The following is a 14,534-nucleotide window of genomic DNA, read 5'->3' as shown; positions in this document are numbered from 1 at the left end:
AGGCGGCGTCCAGGGCCGTACGCAGCCCGGTCACGAGCGGAAGCCCAGCACGCGGGCCGCCAGGCCGTTCATCACCTCGGTCGCGCCGCCGCCGATGCCCAGGATCCGGACGTCGCGGTAGTGGCGTTCGACCTCTGATTCGCGCATGTAGCCCAGGCCTCCGAACAGTTGTAGAGCTTGCGTCGCGACCCATTCGGCGGTCTCGACGGCGGTGTTCTTGGCGAAACAGACCTCTGCGATCAGGTCCGGCTGGCCTCCCTGGTCCGCACCTGCGATGGATCGGTCGATCAGCGCATGGGTATAGGTACGCGACACGTCGATCTTCCGGGCCATTTCGGTGAGGGTGTTCTGGACGAGTTGCCGGCCGATCAGCGGCTTGCCGAACGTCTCGCGGTTCCGCGTCCACTCCACGGCCAGGTCCAGGCAGCGCTGCGCGTGCGAGTAGGCCTGTGCGGCCAGCGCGACGCGTTCGGACAGGAAGTGCTCGGCGAGCTGGAAGAAGCCGCTGTTCTCGGCGCCGACCAGGTTCTCGGCCGGGACGCGCGCGTCCTGGAACGCCAGTTCGGCCGTATCGGAGCACAGCCATCCCAGCTTCTCCAGCCGACGGCTGACCGTGAAACCCGGCGTGCCCTTCTCGATGACCAGCAAGGAGATCCCGGCGGCTCCGGAGTCGCCGGTACGCACGGCGGCGACCACGTAGTCCGCACGCACGCCGGAGGTGATGAAGGTCTTCGCGCCGTTCACGACGAAGTGGTCGCCGTCGCGGCGGGCCGTGGTCTGGATGCGTGCGACGTCGCTGCCGCCGCCGGGTTCGGTCACGGCCAGCGCCCCGATCAGCTGGCCGGCCAGCGTCGGCTTGACCCAGCGCGCAATCTGCGCGCGATCGCCTGCGGCCACCAGGTGCGGCGTGGATATGCCGCAGGTGAACAAGGATGCGAACAAGCCGCCGGAGCCGCCGGCGTAGTGCATCTCCTCGTTGACGGTGATGGCGTCGATCAGGTCTCCGCCTCCGCCGCCCACCTCGACCGGATGTGCGACGCCGAGCAGGCCGAGCGAGCCGGCCTTCTTCGACAGCTCGCGCGGCAGCTCACCGGCCCGTTCCCAGCCGTCGAGGTTCGGCAGCACTTCCTGCTCGGTGAACCTGCGGACGGTCTCCCTCAGGGCGCTGCGTTCCTCCGTCGACCACGCGGGACTGGACAGGCGGTTCACCGCTCACTTCCTTTCAGCAGGGACACCGGAAGCTCGACGTTGCGGGCCCGCAGCCATTCGCCCAGGCCCTTGGCCTGCGGGTCGAAGCGGGCTTGGGAAGCGACGCCGGCGCCGAGGACGCCCTCGACGACGAAGTTCACGGCACGCAGGTTCGGGAACGCGTGGCGGGTGACGTCCAGATCGGCGGTCTCGGGAAGCAGAGCCTTGAAACGCTCGACGGTGAGCTCGTGCGCGAGCCAGCGCCAGGCCTCGTCGCTGCGGGCCCAGACGCCGACGTTCGCGTCGCCGCCCTTGTCGCCGCTGCGCGCGCCGAAGACCAGTCCGAGCGGGGCCAGGTGGGTCTCCTCGGCGGGAAGTCGTTGCGGCAGAACGGGATCCGGCGCTGTATCGAGCACCAGCGTTAGGTCGGGATGTGGGACGACGACGCGCTCGCCGTCGGGAAGCACCGCGACGTGCGTGACCTCGGCGGCGTCGACGTAGGCGGCGGTGTAGACGCCGTAGGGCGAGGCCGTCCCGGGCGGGGCGGTCACGTGGAAGCCGGGGTAGCCGGAAAGCGCGAGTTCCACCGCTGCGCCGGTGAAGGCACGGCCGATCGTGTCAGCGTTCTGATCGCGGACCACGCAGCGCAGCAGCGCGCTGGCGGTCTCCTCGGTGTCGGCGTCGGGCTGGTCGGTGCGGACCAGGGTCCACTCGATCGACTCGGGGGCGCTGGTCAGCCCGGCGAGCAGTTGTTCCTTCGCCAGGTCCGCCTTGGACTCGATCGACAGGCCGGTGAGGACGAACTCGACCTGGTTGCGGAAGCCGCAGAGCTTGTTCAGCGCCACCTTGAGCTGCGGAGGCGGGGCTTCGCCGACGACGCCGCTGATGCCGACGCGGTCCGGGCCGTCCTGCGTGAGCGTCACGCTGTCCAGGCGGGTGGTGACGTCAGGGTTCGCATACCGGTGGCCGGTGATCTCGTACAGCAGCTGCGCGGTGACCGTTCCGACGCTGACGGCGCCGCCGGTCCCGGGGTGCTTGGTGATGACGCTGGAGCCGTCGGCGTGCAACTCGGCGATCGGGAAGCCGGGGTGGCGCAGGTCGGGGATCTCGGTGAAGAAGGCGTAGTTGCCGCCGGTGGCCTGTGCGCCGCACTCGATGACGTGCCCGGCGGCCACGGCGCCGGCCAGCCGGTCGTGGTCGGCGGGCTGCCAGCCGAAGTGCGCGACGGCGGGGCCGACGACCAGCGAGGCGTCCGTGACGCGGCCGGTGACCACCACGTCGGCGCCGGCACGCAGGCAGGCGGCGATGCCGAAGCCGCCGAGGTAGGCGTTCGCGGTCAGCGCTCCGGCGAATCCGAGCTCTGCCGCCCGCGGCAGGAGGTCGTCGCCCGCGACGTGCGCGATCGCGGCGTCCAGGCCGAGTTTCGCAGCCACTTCCCGCAGCTTGTCGGCCAGTCCCGCCGGGTTCAGCCCGCCGGCGTTCGCGACGATCTTGACGCCGCGTTCCAGCGCGAGGCCGAGGGCGTCCTCCATCTGACGCAGGAAGGTCTTGGCGTAGCCGGCGTCAGGGTTCTTCATCCGGTCGCGGCCGAGAATGAGCATGGTCAGCTCGGCGAGGTAGTCGCCGGTCAGGACGTCCAGCTCGCCGCCTTCGAGCATTTCGCGGACGGCGCTGAAACGGTCGCCGTAGAAGCCGGAGGCGTTGCCGATGCGGATGATGTCCGGGTTCTGCGACAGGCTGTGCGACCGATTGTGCGACCGGTTCTGCGACCCGTTCTGCGGCAACCCGTTGGTGTCAGTCATGCAAACTGTCCCTTGCTCCGGCCGGGCCCGCTCGGGCCGGCGAACACCTGCGCGATGTCAAGCCACTGATCCGCCTGGCCGCCGACAGCCTGCACGGCCAGGTCGTCGCGGTGCCGGCGCTGGGCCACCAGCAGGCAGAAGTCGAGCGCCGGGCCGGTCACCCGCTCGGCCGCCGTCTCCGGGCCCCAGGTCCACGTACCGCCGTCCGGCGCGGTGAGCTCGATGCGGAACTCGGCGTCCGGCACCGGCAGGCCGCGCGAGACGAAGGCGAAGTCGCGGGTGCGAACGCCGAGGTGCGCGACGTTGCGCAGCCGCGCGGTCGGCTCGCGCCGCACGCCGAGGGCGTCGGCGACGTCCTGGCCGTGGGCCCAGGTCTCCATGAGGCGGGCGGTGGCCATCGTCCCGGCGCCCATCGGCGGGCCGAACCAGGGCAGCTTGCCGCCGGGCGGGACTTCGGGGAGCGCCGTGGCGAGGTCGTGGCGATCGGCGCGCCAGGCCGCCAGCAGCTCGGCCGGTTCCAGCCCCGCACCGTGCTCAGCCTGCTGATCGACGAAGCCGGCGCCGCCTTCCCGCAGGGCGCGGGCCAGCATGGCGTTGAAGGCGTCCGGGTCGCGGGCGGCGAGCGCGGCGACGCGGTCGGTCCAGGCCAGGTGCGCGATCTGGTGCGCGATCGTCCAGCCGGGGGCCGGGGTCTCGGTGCGCCAGGCCGCGGCGTCGAGCGGGGTGACCAGGGCGTCCAGTACGCCGCTTTCCGCGGCCAGGTCTTCGAGCAGGTCGTCGAGCACTGCCATCGCGTCTCCCGGGTCGGTGTTCGGTTCGGAGCCACCGCGAGCCTTTCAGCTCGGCAACAAAAAATCAATCATGCACGCTTGATTTCTTCCCCGGGCGGCTGTCTGTGGCGGCGCGTACGGTGGCAGGCGTGGCGACCGACCTGCAAGACGTCCTCCAGTCCGCGGTAGACAACGGCCAGACGCCCGGCGTCGTGGCGCTCGTCGCGCGCGGCGACGACCTCGAGTTCGCGAGCGCCGGGACGACCGAGCTCGGCGGCTCCACGCCGATGGCGCGCGACACCCTCTTCCGCATCGCCTCCCTCACCAAGCCGATCACCGCGGCGCTGGCGATGCTGCTGATCGAGGAGGGCCGCGTCGGGCACGACGACCCGATCGCGCGGTGGCTGCCGGAGCTGGCGCACCCGATGGTCGTGCGCACCCCCGACGCCCCGCTGGACGACGTGGTCCCGGCGGCGCGCCCGATCACCGTGGCCGACCTGCTGACCTCCCGCGCCGGCTGGGGCTTCCCCGACGAGTTCAGCTGGCCGGCCGTGGGCGCGTTGTTCGAGCAGGGCTCGCAGGCGTACGGCTTGCAGCCGAAGCACGTTCCGGCGCCCGACGAATGGGTGAAGAACCTCAGCGAGGTGCCGCTGGTGTACCAGCCGGGCGAGCGCTGGCTGTACAACACGTGCAGCGACCTGCTCGGCGTCCTGCTGGCGCGGGCCGCCGAGACGCCGCTGCCGGAGCTGATGGCCGAGCGGATCTTCGACCCGCTGGGCATGACGGACACCGGTTTCGGGGCGCGGCCGGACCAGCTCGACCGGTTCACTCCGTACTACCGCCCGACCGCGGACGGCATGACGCAGGCCGATCCGGTGCACGGGGAGTGGGACGGCGCGCCGGCGTTCCCGTCCGGGGCGGGAGGGCTGGTCGGCACGATCGACGACTACCTCGCCTTCGCGCGCACACTGCTGGCGGGGGTGTCGGGACGGTCCGACGCGCCGGGCCTGCTGTCGCCGCAATCGGTGCGGGAGATGGTCACCGACCACCTGACCGCCGAGCAGCGCGCGGCCTCCCGCCGGTTCCTGGAGGGCCAGGGCTGGGGCGTCGGCGGCGCGGTGGACGTCGCGGAGATCGACCCCTGGAACGTGGTCGGCCGCTACGGCTGGACCGGCGGCACCGGCCAGACCGGGCACGTCATCCCGGCCACCGGGACCGTGGCGATCCTGCTGTCCACGACCGCGATGCCGGACCCGGCGCCGGTGCCGCTGCACAAGGCTTTCTGGACGTACACGGCGCGCGGATAGAGCTTGTCGCTGGTCCTGCGCCTGCTCCCTATCACTGAACCCACGCCGCGTCACATCAGGGTAATCACAGGGCTCCGGGGTCCCCGGTTTCGTCGACGCGAACTGAATCAGACCTCTAACTTACGAATGGGGATCGCGCACGGCGGTTTTCGCGACAAGGCGGAGGGGACCATGTTCTCGGCGAGCAAATACGTGAACGATCGGTACGCGAAGGTGAAGAACAAGCCCACCGAGGCTGCGATCCTGCGGCTGCAGTCCCTCGTGGACGACTCCGGGCTGGCGGGGCACCAGGCGTTGGTCGAGGCGATGCTGAACGGTCTCACCGCGCCGGAGTACACCGCCGTTCTGGACATGTGGGATATCCGCACGTGGCTTCAGCGGGCCGCGGCGCTCCGCGGGCTGGGCGCGTCGTGGGAGACCGCCCTCACCGGCTACGCCGCCGGCTTGGACGCCGAGACCGGCCTGGAAGCCGCAGCGTTCTACAAGCACTGCTTGGGTACCGACGTACTCCCCTTCCAGCCTGCGGCGGCCGGGGCCATCGCCGGGAGCCTGCCCCTGGTCGTCGTCAGCCAACCGGTCGTCACCAAGGGGAAGGGATCCGGACGGAGGGGCAGCATCGGGTACACCAACAAGGACGACGTCACCATCGGCGCGGGCCTGTTCGAGATCGTGGCCGGGTTCCGGGCGCCGGCGGCCCAGAAGGGTCAGCCCACGATGGGCGTCCTGCAGTTCGCCTCCAGCGACCGGACCGCCACGTTCAACGACGGGACCACGGTTCGCAGATCGTTCCAGAACGCCTTGGACAGCGTGGAGCGGCCGTGGATCAAGGGCGCGTCCGTGCAGCTCGCCCCGGACGCGCCGACGATCCTGACGGCCGACGACGGCCCGAAGTGGGACCTGCCGCTGCAGGACGACCAGAAGCGGGAGCTGGTCAGCGTCACGATCGTCGACAGCTACACGACCCATGTCGTCACCCAGACCGACACCAACGCGTTCACCACGCTCTACACGTGCGAATGGAACTTCACCGCCGAGTACGCCGCCGCGCACCCCGAGGCGGCGACGCAGCACTACACGGTCGTCCGCCAGGCCCCCTCGAACACCCAGATCCGGCTCACCGGGCACGAGCTGCTCGCGAACGAACAGCCGGACCTGGTCAGCAAGTAGGGGCAGCGCGGGCCCGCGGAGCGGCACACGGTTGCGGGGCGGCACAGATCCTCGGAACAGCACAGATCCTCGGAACAGCACAGATCCTCGGCGGCTCGGCGACCCCCGAGCCGCCGCCTCACCACCCGAGCTCGTGCAACCGCTCGTCGTCGATCCCGAAGTGGTGCCCCACCTCGTGGATGACCGTGGTGCGCACCTCGCGCACCACGTCCTCGTAACTGTGGCAGATCTTCAGAATCTCGGTGCGGTAGATGGTGATCCGATCCGGCAGCACCCCGGAGTACCACTCCCCCCGCCCGGTCAGCGGAATGCCCTCGTACAACCCCAGCAGCCCGGCATACGGCGCCTCGGCCTCGACGACCACCGCCACGTTCCGGATCTGGCGCGCCAGCGCCTCCGGGATGGAGTCCAGCGCTTCGCCGACCAGTTGTTCGAACTGTTCGGGCTCGATGCTGATCACCGTCTCATTGTCGCACGCGCCACGCTACGCAACGTGCCCCGGCCGCTACCCGTCGGCTACGATACTCATTCGCTTTAGAAATCAGACCTCTGACATGAACGGGGACAGTGATGAGCTCCAGGACGGCCATGGCGGTGATCGCGGTGTTCGGCGACGACGTGCTCCGCAGCGAGGACGCGACGCGCGCGTTGAGCTCGGATCTGACCGGGGTCCAGGACGTCGCGGTCCGCCTCGAGTACCCCGGCGGCGAAGCACGCCTGGGCGCCAAGGGCCAGGGTCCGGAGGTCCTGCACGCGATCGTCGACTACGCCTGGCCGGCCGCGGCACCGCTGGTCGCCGAGGCGGTCAAGAAGCTGTGCTCGCGCCACAAGCGCGAGCGGGTCCGAGTGACCGTCGGCCAGGACTACGTCGAGATCTCCGGCGACCCGAGCCCGGAACAGGCCGAGCTGTTGTCGAAAGTCCTCGACGAGCTGCAGAAGTGACGGCCCCGGCACGGCGCCGCGCCCTCCTGGTCGGCGCGACCGATTATCAGAACTTCCCGGCCCTGCCGGGGGTCGCGGTCGACATCGCGGTCATGGCCGAGGTGCTGGGCGACACGGCGGTCGGCGGATTCGACGTCATCGAGCGGGCCTCGGATCCGGACGCGGCGGCGCTGCGCCGGCGGATCGCCGACTTCCTCGACCGCAGCGAGCCGGACGAACTGACCGTCGTCTACATCAGCGGCCACGGGCTGCGCAGCGCAGCGACCGGCGAGTTCCACGTCGTGACCCGGGACACCGACACGGCCGACCTGGCCGAGACCGCGGTACCGGCCGCGTATCTCAACGAACATCTGAAGGACTGTGCGGCACGGCAGAAGGTCCTCATCCTCGACTGCTGCGAAAGCGGCGGGTTCGCCGCCGGGATCACCACGATCCGCACGCCGAAGAGCTCCGATCCCGTCGGTCCGCCCATGCAGACCAAGGGCGTGTACATCCTGGCCTCCTCCCAGGCCCAGGAGGCGTCCTGGGCCGGCGACGGCGACGACTCCCCGTCGTTGTTCACCGGCACCATCGTGGAGGCGCTGCGAAGCGGGGCCGGAGACCGGGACCGGGACGGCCGGGTCGGTATGGCCGAGCTGTACGAGCACGTCAGCGCGGTGCTCAACGCGCGGCCCGCAGGCACGCGCCAGACGCCCGTGACCTCCTCGATCGGGGTGAGCGGCGGCGACATCTACCTGGCCAAGGCACCGGTGCGGCGGAGGGATCCGCGCGACGGCACGTCGAAGGCGCCGCGTTCGGGTTCCACCGCGAAGGATGCGGGGCCCGCGGGTGGAGCCGTCGCCTGGAAGCCCTTGCTGGAGTACTACGCGCACTGCATCCGCGCCGAGAACGCCGAGGACAAACTCCTGAAGTTCGCTCCGACGGAGTCCCGAGCCGTGTTCATCGGCGGGACGGAGCAACTGCTCAGCGGCACCGGAGCCGATCCGGACGGCATGTTCCCCGTACCGGCCGAGTTCGCCGACCACATCGACGACGCGGCCAAGAAGGGCTCCGACCTCCTCTACGGCTACCCCGTCATCGTGCTGCTCCAGGACGCACAAGGCGTGAACCTCAAAGTGCCGCAATGCGCTCCCCTCCTGATCCGCCGCCTGGAGATCGTTCAGGCCGACGACGGCTCGGTCCGGCTTCGTCCTTACGGGGAGCCGGAGCCGAATCCCGTGCTGAGCAGGTACTGGCTGGGCGAGGACGGCGCCGAGAACCTGCTGCGCACCTACAGTCCCAACTGGGGCGCGAGCGATCACGCGGGCCTGGCACGGGAGATCAACCATCTGCTTCGCGACGAGTTCGAACTCGACTGGATCGACCAGATCCTCCCGGACCGGATGGCCGACCGCCTGAACCCCGGGGTACCCCAGAGCGGGGCCCGGAACACCGCCGTGCTCATGGTCCTGGACTCCGGCGCGACCGTCCGCAGGCTCCTGAAAGACCTGGAGGACATCGCCGGCAAGGAACCCGCCATCGGGAAGACCGCGATGGGCGCCCTGCTCGACGGGCTTGCGGGCTCCTCGGCGGCCGGCGCCGTCGAGCAGGTCGTCCTGGGGCCGGTCAACGACGCCCAGAGCGACGTCCTCGACGCCGCGCTGACCCGGAGGCTGACCGTGGCGACCGGGCCGCCCGGCACCGGGAAGAGCGCCCTGATCGTCAACCTGGTCGCCACCGCGGTCGCGGCCGGGCAGTCCGTCCTCGTCGCGTCGACCAACAACGCGGCCGTCGACGAGGTGTGGCACCGCTGTGAACGCGCGGTCGAAGGGCTGATCGTCCGGACCGGCAGCCGGGGCAACGGCGAGCGCACGAACTACGAGGCCGTCGAGCGGGAAATCCTGCGCGGGGCCTTGGCCGCCACCGGCACCGCCGCCGCGCCCTCCACCGGCACCGGCACCGGCACTGGCACTGGCACTGGCACTGGCACTGGCAGAACGCTCCCGACCGCCCGAGCCGCGTACGCCGCGGCGACGCGCGAGCTCGGCGTGTTCCGGCAAGCCGCCGCCGACAAGGCCGCGACCGAGGCGTCCCTGCTCGCGGCCGGTCAGCAGCGTGCGCAGGCGCTCGACGCCATCCTGGCCGGCGGCGAAGGCCCGAGCGCCACGGTTCCCGATCGGCTGTCCGGCGCCTCCGACCAGGACCTCGCCCGGATGCGGTCCCGCGCCGACAAGCTGCACCGCGCCCGCTGGTTCGCGGATCGACGACGCCGCAGGTTCCTCAACCGTCTGGGCATCGACGCGACGCCACAGAGCGCTGACACCCTGTGCCTGGCGGTCGGCGCCTTCGCCGACGGCGAAGGCGCGTGGCGCACGCTGAGCGCGCGGACGCATCCCACGGACGAGGAACTGACCGCATCCCTTTCCGGCGCCGAGGACAGGCGTCAGGCGAGGGCCCTGGACCTGGCGGCGTCGAAAATCCACGACCTGCACACCGGCGGCCGCACCGCGCTCCAGGCCCTGGCCGACCACACCGATTCCAGCAGCTCGGACTGGGGCAAGCTGCGCGCCGCACTGCCCGCCGTTCCGGCGTGGGCCGTCACCTGTCTGTCGGCACGCCGCTTCCCGCCGAACGCAGGCATGTTCGACCTGGTCGTCATCGACGAGGCCAGCCAGTGCTCGATCCCCGCCGTTCTGCCGGTCCTGTTCCGAGCCAAGCGCGCGGTCGTCATCGGAGACCCGCTCCAACTCCCCCACGTCGCCACGTTGAAGGCCCCGGAAGAGGCGACCATCCGGGAAAAGCACGGCTTCGGCCCGCAACAGCTTCTCGACGCGCACCTGGCCTACCGGCAGGACTCCGCGTTCCACGCCCTCGAACACGCGGCGGGAGGCAGCCTCACGCTCAACGAGCACTACCGCTGCCATCCGGAGATCGCACGCCTGTCCGACAGTCTCTTCTACGCGCCACGCGGAAAGCCGCTGACGATCCTGACACCGTCACAACACCTGCGCGGCGTCCCGGGCCAGCCGAACGTGAAGTGGATCAACCAGCAGGGCACCGCGATGAGACACCAGCGCGGGTCGTGGATCAACAAGGAGGAGATCGACCGCGTCGGCGGCGGCATCCGCTACTTCCTGGACAAGCTGCCCGCGGAGGCCACGATCGGCGTCGTCACCCCGTTCAAGGCCCAGGCCTCGGCGATCCGGGCCCAGTGGGCCGACGAGCAGCGGGTCCGCGTGGGCACCGCGCACTCCTTCCAGGGCGGTGAGTGCGACGCCGTCATCTACAGCCTGGTCGCCGCCGACGGCATCAGCCCCGGTGCCCTGAGATTCCTGGACGACCAGGCCAACCTGTGGAACGTGGCGATCACCCGGGCGCGGGCCCACCTGTTCGTCATCAGCGACCGGGATTTCTGGATCCGCCGCGGCGGGCTGGGCCTCAGGCTTCTGGAACAGATCGAGGCCGGCCGGCACAGTCCCCGATGGCCGCACGGCGAGGAGTACCGGGATCTGCTGTTCGACCGGCTGGCGGCCTCGGCCGGGGAGGTGAGCCTCTGCGAGGAGCTGGACGGCTACGTGGCCGACGCCGTGGTGACAGCGGCGGACACGTCGACCACGGCAGTCGTCCTGGACACCGGGACCGCCCCCGGCGCCGACCCCGCACGCCACCTCCTCCTTCAGCTCAAACGAACCGGACTGCTCGCATCGGAGGAGGGGAACCGCCGTGCACAACGGATCCCGGCGTGGCGGCTCTACGACAGGTGAACCTCCTTCACGGTGACGGCAGTCGTTCCGGAGATACCGCGACCGTCACAGTGACGGTCGCGGGGCCGACGACGTCCAGTGCCATGACACCGGATCGGCGATCGGCACCTGCAGCTGGCTTGGCTCGCGCACAGCTGCGGCAGACGGCGTCGAGGGCTGCAGCCGGAGATCTTCAGCTGGGTTTTGACCGCGCGCAGATCTCGTTCTGCCTGGTTGTTAGTGGCCGGCACGGTAAGATCCGTGGCGAAGTGCAGGTATGACCGGGTAATGGTCCAGGCCTCTCCTCGGGCCCGATCCGCCTCTTTGATCGTCTCCGAGAGCACCCAGCGAATCCAGTGTTCGGCGGCGAACCGCTCCTCGCACCACGTCAGCTCCCTGATCACGCGTGCGCAGCAGAGCTGGTACTCGGCGTTGGGGAAGCCACCGTAGAGCCACAGCGCGTAATGGAGCATGGCACCGGTGAAGTCCGGCAGGACCCCTGCTGCTGACGCCCCGGCCTCCTCTACCTGCCTCGCACAACTCTGCACACCGCTTGACGGGGATGTAGCGCGTTGCCCACTGCGACCGAGTGCAAACATGGCGTTAATCTCAGAGTTCGTAAATACGGGCTTCGGCGACTATTGTGGTACGGAGTCGTTTCGTATTGGCGAAGGTGGTGCGGATGTCCATGAATCAGGCACGCACCACACGTCGGCGGCGTCGCAATGCGCGAATAAGCCGCTGAAAACCGGCGCTCCCAGAGCCTTCGCATAACCATAGCGAAATTCCGCTCACCGCCCCCTTATCTTCGAATCCTGATAATTCCTTGCAGTTGTTCGGATAGGTGTATCCCGCATGTCCTCAACCAATCCTGCCGCCCCACCGCTCGTCGACCCACGCCGCTGGAAGGCCCTGGCCTTCATCGGCCTCGCGCAGCTCATGGTGGTGCTCGACGGCACCGTGGTGAACATCGCGCTGCCCTCGGCGCAGCACGACCTGGGTTTCTCCGACGCGGACCGGCAGTGGGTGGTCACCGCCTACGCGCTGCCCTTCGGCGCGCTGCTGTTGTTCGGCGGCCGGCTGGCCGACCGGCTCGGGCGCAAGCGGACGTTCCAGGTCGGCGTCATCGGGTTCGCGCTGGCCTCGGCGCTCGGCGGGGCCAGCGTCGACACCGGGATGCTGCTCGGCGCCCGCGCGCTGCAGGGCTGTTTCGGCGCGATGCTGGCGCCGTCGGCGCTGTCGCTGGTGACGGTGATGTTCACCGCGCCGGCCGAGCGCGCCAAGGCGTTCGGCATCTGGGGTTCGATCGCCGGCGGCGGCGCGGCGGTCGGGCTGATGCTCGGCGGGCTGCTGACGCAGTACCTCAGCTGGCGTTGGACGATGTTCGTCAACGTCGTGTTCGCCGTCATCGCGTTCACCGGCGCCGCGGTCGCCGTGCGCGAACCCACGCGGCACCGCGACCACGGACGGCTGGACTTCCTCGGCATCTTCCTGGTGACCGGCGGGCTGGGATCCCTGGTCTACGGCCTGTCGCGCGCCGAGTCCGACGGCTGGAGCGCGCGGATCACCATCAGCCTGCTGATTGCCGCCGGGGTCGCGCTCGTGCTGTTCGTCATCGTCGAGGCGATCTCCAAGGCGCCGCTGCTCCCATTGCGCGTGGTGTGGAACCGCGATCGGGGCGGTGCGTACCTGTCGCTGGGGCTGGCGATCGTCGGCATGTTCGGCGCGTTCCTGTTCCTGACGTACTACCTGCAGGCGGTGCAGGGGATGTCGCCGATCCGCAGCGGCGCGGCGTTCCTGCCGATGGTCGGCGGCATGCTGATCGGCGCCACGCAGATCAGCGCACGCTTGATGACTCGAGTCCGGCCGCGGTACCTGATGCCGCCGGGGTTCCTGCTCGGGTCGGCGGGCATGCTCGCGCTGACGCGGATCACCGCCGACAGCTCGTATCACACGTGGGTGTTGCCCGGCACGATCGCGCTGGGACTGGGCATGGGGTGCGCGTTCATGCCGGCGATGAACGTCGCGACCGGTGGTGTGGATCCGCGAGACGCCGGGGTCGCGTCGGCGATGGTCAACACCTCGCAGCAGGTCGGCGGGGCGATCGGGACAGCGCTTCTCAGTACCCTGGCACTGAGCGCCACGCGGAACTACACCGCCGCGCACACCGCTCCGAACGCCACATCGCAGCAGGTTGCGACGCTGCACACGCAGGCCCAGGTGCACGGGTACGTCATCGCGTTCTGGTGGGCGGCTGGGTTGCTGTTGGCGGCGGCGGCGGTGTCGTTCGTGCTGATCAGCTTCCGGGTCGGTCAGCCGGCGCCTGCTGTGCAGTCAGTGCGGTCCGTGCAGTCCGTGCAGACTGCGGAGGCCGTGCGGTCCGGCTCCGAATCGGCCGGGCATTCCGCCGATCCCACGGAGTTCCTCCTTCCTTTGCACGACGCAGTCCCTGTCCCTGTCCCGGAGCCGACGGCGGCCGAGCCCGCGTACAACCACATCCCGATCCCCTACAACGGCGACGGCGTCCTGATCCACGGCCGGGTCCGCGACCGCGACGGCGCGCCGATGCCGCTGGCCGTGATCACCGCAGTCTCGCCGCAGGGCCGGCAGGTGGGCCGGGCCCGCAGCGCCGACGACGGCGGCTACCGGCTCGGCGTCCCGCGCACCGGCGCGTACGTACTGATCGTCGCCGCCGACGGCCGCGAACCGGAGGCCTCGACCATCACCGCCCGCGAGCGGAGCGTCCGGCACGACATCCAACTGGCCGAACGCGGCCGGCTGGCGGTCACGGTCCGCGGCACCGACGGCAGCCGCATCGGCGGCGCCACCCTGATGCTCACCGACGCCGCCGGCGACCTGGTCACCAGCCGCCGCACCGGCGAGGACGGCACCCACACCTTCCGCGACCTGCCAGTCGGCACCCTGATCCTGGCGGTGAACGCGACCGGTCACCGCCCCGGCGCCCTGTCGATCACGATCGACGGCCACGGCACCACGCGCGCCGAGGTCGAACTCCACCCGGCGGTACGCCTGACCGGCACGGTCCGCGCCTGGTCCACGGACTCGCCACTGCCCGACGCACGCGTGATGCTGATGGACGGCGCCGGAAACGTGGTCGCCACGGCCGACAGCGACCCGGAGGGCTCGTTCGCCTTCGCCGACCTGGACGCCGGCGAGTACACGCTGATCGCGAGCGGATATCCGCCGGTGGCGAGCGCGGTACGGGTGGACGGCCGGATCGACAGTCGGCATGACGTGCAGCTGGGGTACCCGGAGTGAGGGCGCGGCGAGGGACGGCGGCGGCCTGCCTCGGCGGCGAGGTACCTCGGGACCGAGGTATAACGAAACGAGGCACCTCGAATCGATATACAGCGACGCCGAGGTATCTCGGCATCGAGGCGCAGCACGGTAGCCCGGCGCATGCTGCACCGGCGGCCGGCGGTCGGATGGGTAGTGCGCGCCGGTACGGCGTGATCGGGCGGTGAGCGATGGCTGCGCATGCCTCGGCGGCGAGATACCTCGGTACCGAGGTATAGCGAAACGAGACACCTCGAATCGATATACATCGATGCCGAGGTACCTCGGCATCGAGGCGCAGCACGGTGACCCAGCGCATGCTGCTATACCTCGGCCCCG

9 protein-coding genes and 1 pseudogene are annotated in these 14,534 nt (G+C 70.3%); 6 read left to right on the top strand and 4 right to left on the bottom strand.

What is annotated here, in order from left to right; translation table 11 throughout:
- Positions 1–30: 30 nt before the first annotated feature.
- The 3 genes from ABH920_RS27955 to ABH920_RS27945 are packed head-to-tail and all read right to left on the bottom strand — an operon-like array spanning position 31 to position 3,781.
- Positions 31–1,209 (bottom strand): acyl-CoA dehydrogenase family protein, encoded by a 1,179-nt coding sequence (locus ABH920_RS27955; protein WP_370352127.1) that lies wholly within the window; start codon positions 1,207–1,209, stop codon positions 31–33.
- Entirely contained in the window at positions 1,206–2,990 is a 1,785-nt protein-coding gene (locus ABH920_RS27950; protein WP_370352126.1) for an acyclic terpene utilization AtuA family protein, read from the bottom strand. The genes ABH920_RS27955 and ABH920_RS27950 overlap by 4 nt, the downstream gene beginning before the upstream one ends.
- Positions 2,987–3,781: a TIGR03084 family metal-binding protein gene (locus tag ABH920_RS27945; RefSeq protein ID WP_370352125.1), complete on the bottom strand. Its 795-nt coding sequence runs from the start codon at positions 3,779–3,781 to the stop codon at positions 2,987–2,989. The genes ABH920_RS27950 and ABH920_RS27945 overlap by 4 nt, the downstream gene beginning before the upstream one ends.
- Positions 3,782–3,909: 128 nt before the next feature.
- Here ABH920_RS27945 and ABH920_RS27940 point away from each other — a divergent pair, with 128 nt between their 5' ends.
- Positions 3,910–5,067: a serine hydrolase domain-containing protein gene (locus ABH920_RS27940; protein WP_370352124.1), complete on the top strand. Its 1,158-nt coding sequence runs from the start codon at positions 3,910–3,912 to the stop codon at positions 5,065–5,067.
- Positions 5,068–5,238: 171 nt separating this feature from the next.
- Positions 5,239–6,234: a hypothetical protein gene (locus ABH920_RS27935; protein WP_370352123.1), complete on the top strand. Its 996-nt coding sequence runs from the start codon at positions 5,239–5,241 to the stop codon at positions 6,232–6,234.
- A gap of 118 nt (positions 6,235–6,352) precedes the next feature.
- Here ABH920_RS27935 and ABH920_RS27930 read toward each other — a convergent pair whose 3' ends face one another.
- Positions 6,353–6,694 (bottom strand): metallopeptidase family protein, encoded by a 342-nt coding sequence (locus ABH920_RS27930; RefSeq protein ID WP_370352122.1) that lies wholly within the window; start codon positions 6,692–6,694, stop codon positions 6,353–6,355.
- Between the two features lie 110 nt (positions 6,695–6,804).
- Between ABH920_RS27930 and ABH920_RS27925 the strand changes: the two genes are divergently transcribed.
- The 4 genes and pseudogenes from ABH920_RS27925 to ABH920_RS27910 all read left to right on the top strand — a co-directional run bounded on the left by ABH920_RS27925 (position 6,805) and on the right by ABH920_RS27910 (position 14,177).
- The gene (locus ABH920_RS27925) at positions 6,805–7,176 is read left to right on the top strand and encodes a hypothetical protein (RefSeq protein WP_370352121.1); all 372 of its coding nucleotides are present in this window, start codon (positions 6,805–6,807) and stop codon (positions 7,174–7,176) included.
- The gene (locus ABH920_RS27920; RefSeq protein WP_370352120.1) at positions 7,173–10,919 is read left to right on the top strand and encodes an AAA domain-containing protein; all 3,747 of its coding nucleotides are present in this window, start codon (positions 7,173–7,175) and stop codon (positions 10,917–10,919) included. Before ABH920_RS27925 ends, ABH920_RS27920 begins: the two co-directional genes overlap by 4 nt.
- 834 nt (positions 10,920–11,753) lie before the next feature.
- Positions 11,754–13,217: pseudogene (locus ABH920_RS27915) on the top strand (MFS transporter); the annotation flags it as partial.
- Between the two features lie 9 nt (positions 13,218–13,226).
- Complete coding sequence (locus ABH920_RS27910) at positions 13,227–14,177, top strand: collagen binding domain-containing protein (RefSeq protein WP_370352219.1); 951 nt, start codon at positions 13,227–13,229, stop codon at positions 14,175–14,177.
- The last annotated feature ends 357 nt before the right edge of the window (positions 14,178–14,534 follow it).

Origin of the sequence: Catenulispora sp. EB89 (assembly GCF_041261445.1) — a bacterium.
Lineage (GTDB): Bacteria > Actinomycetota > Actinomycetes > Streptomycetales > Catenulisporaceae > Catenulispora.
This window is presented reverse-complemented; position numbering and strand designations above follow the sequence as displayed.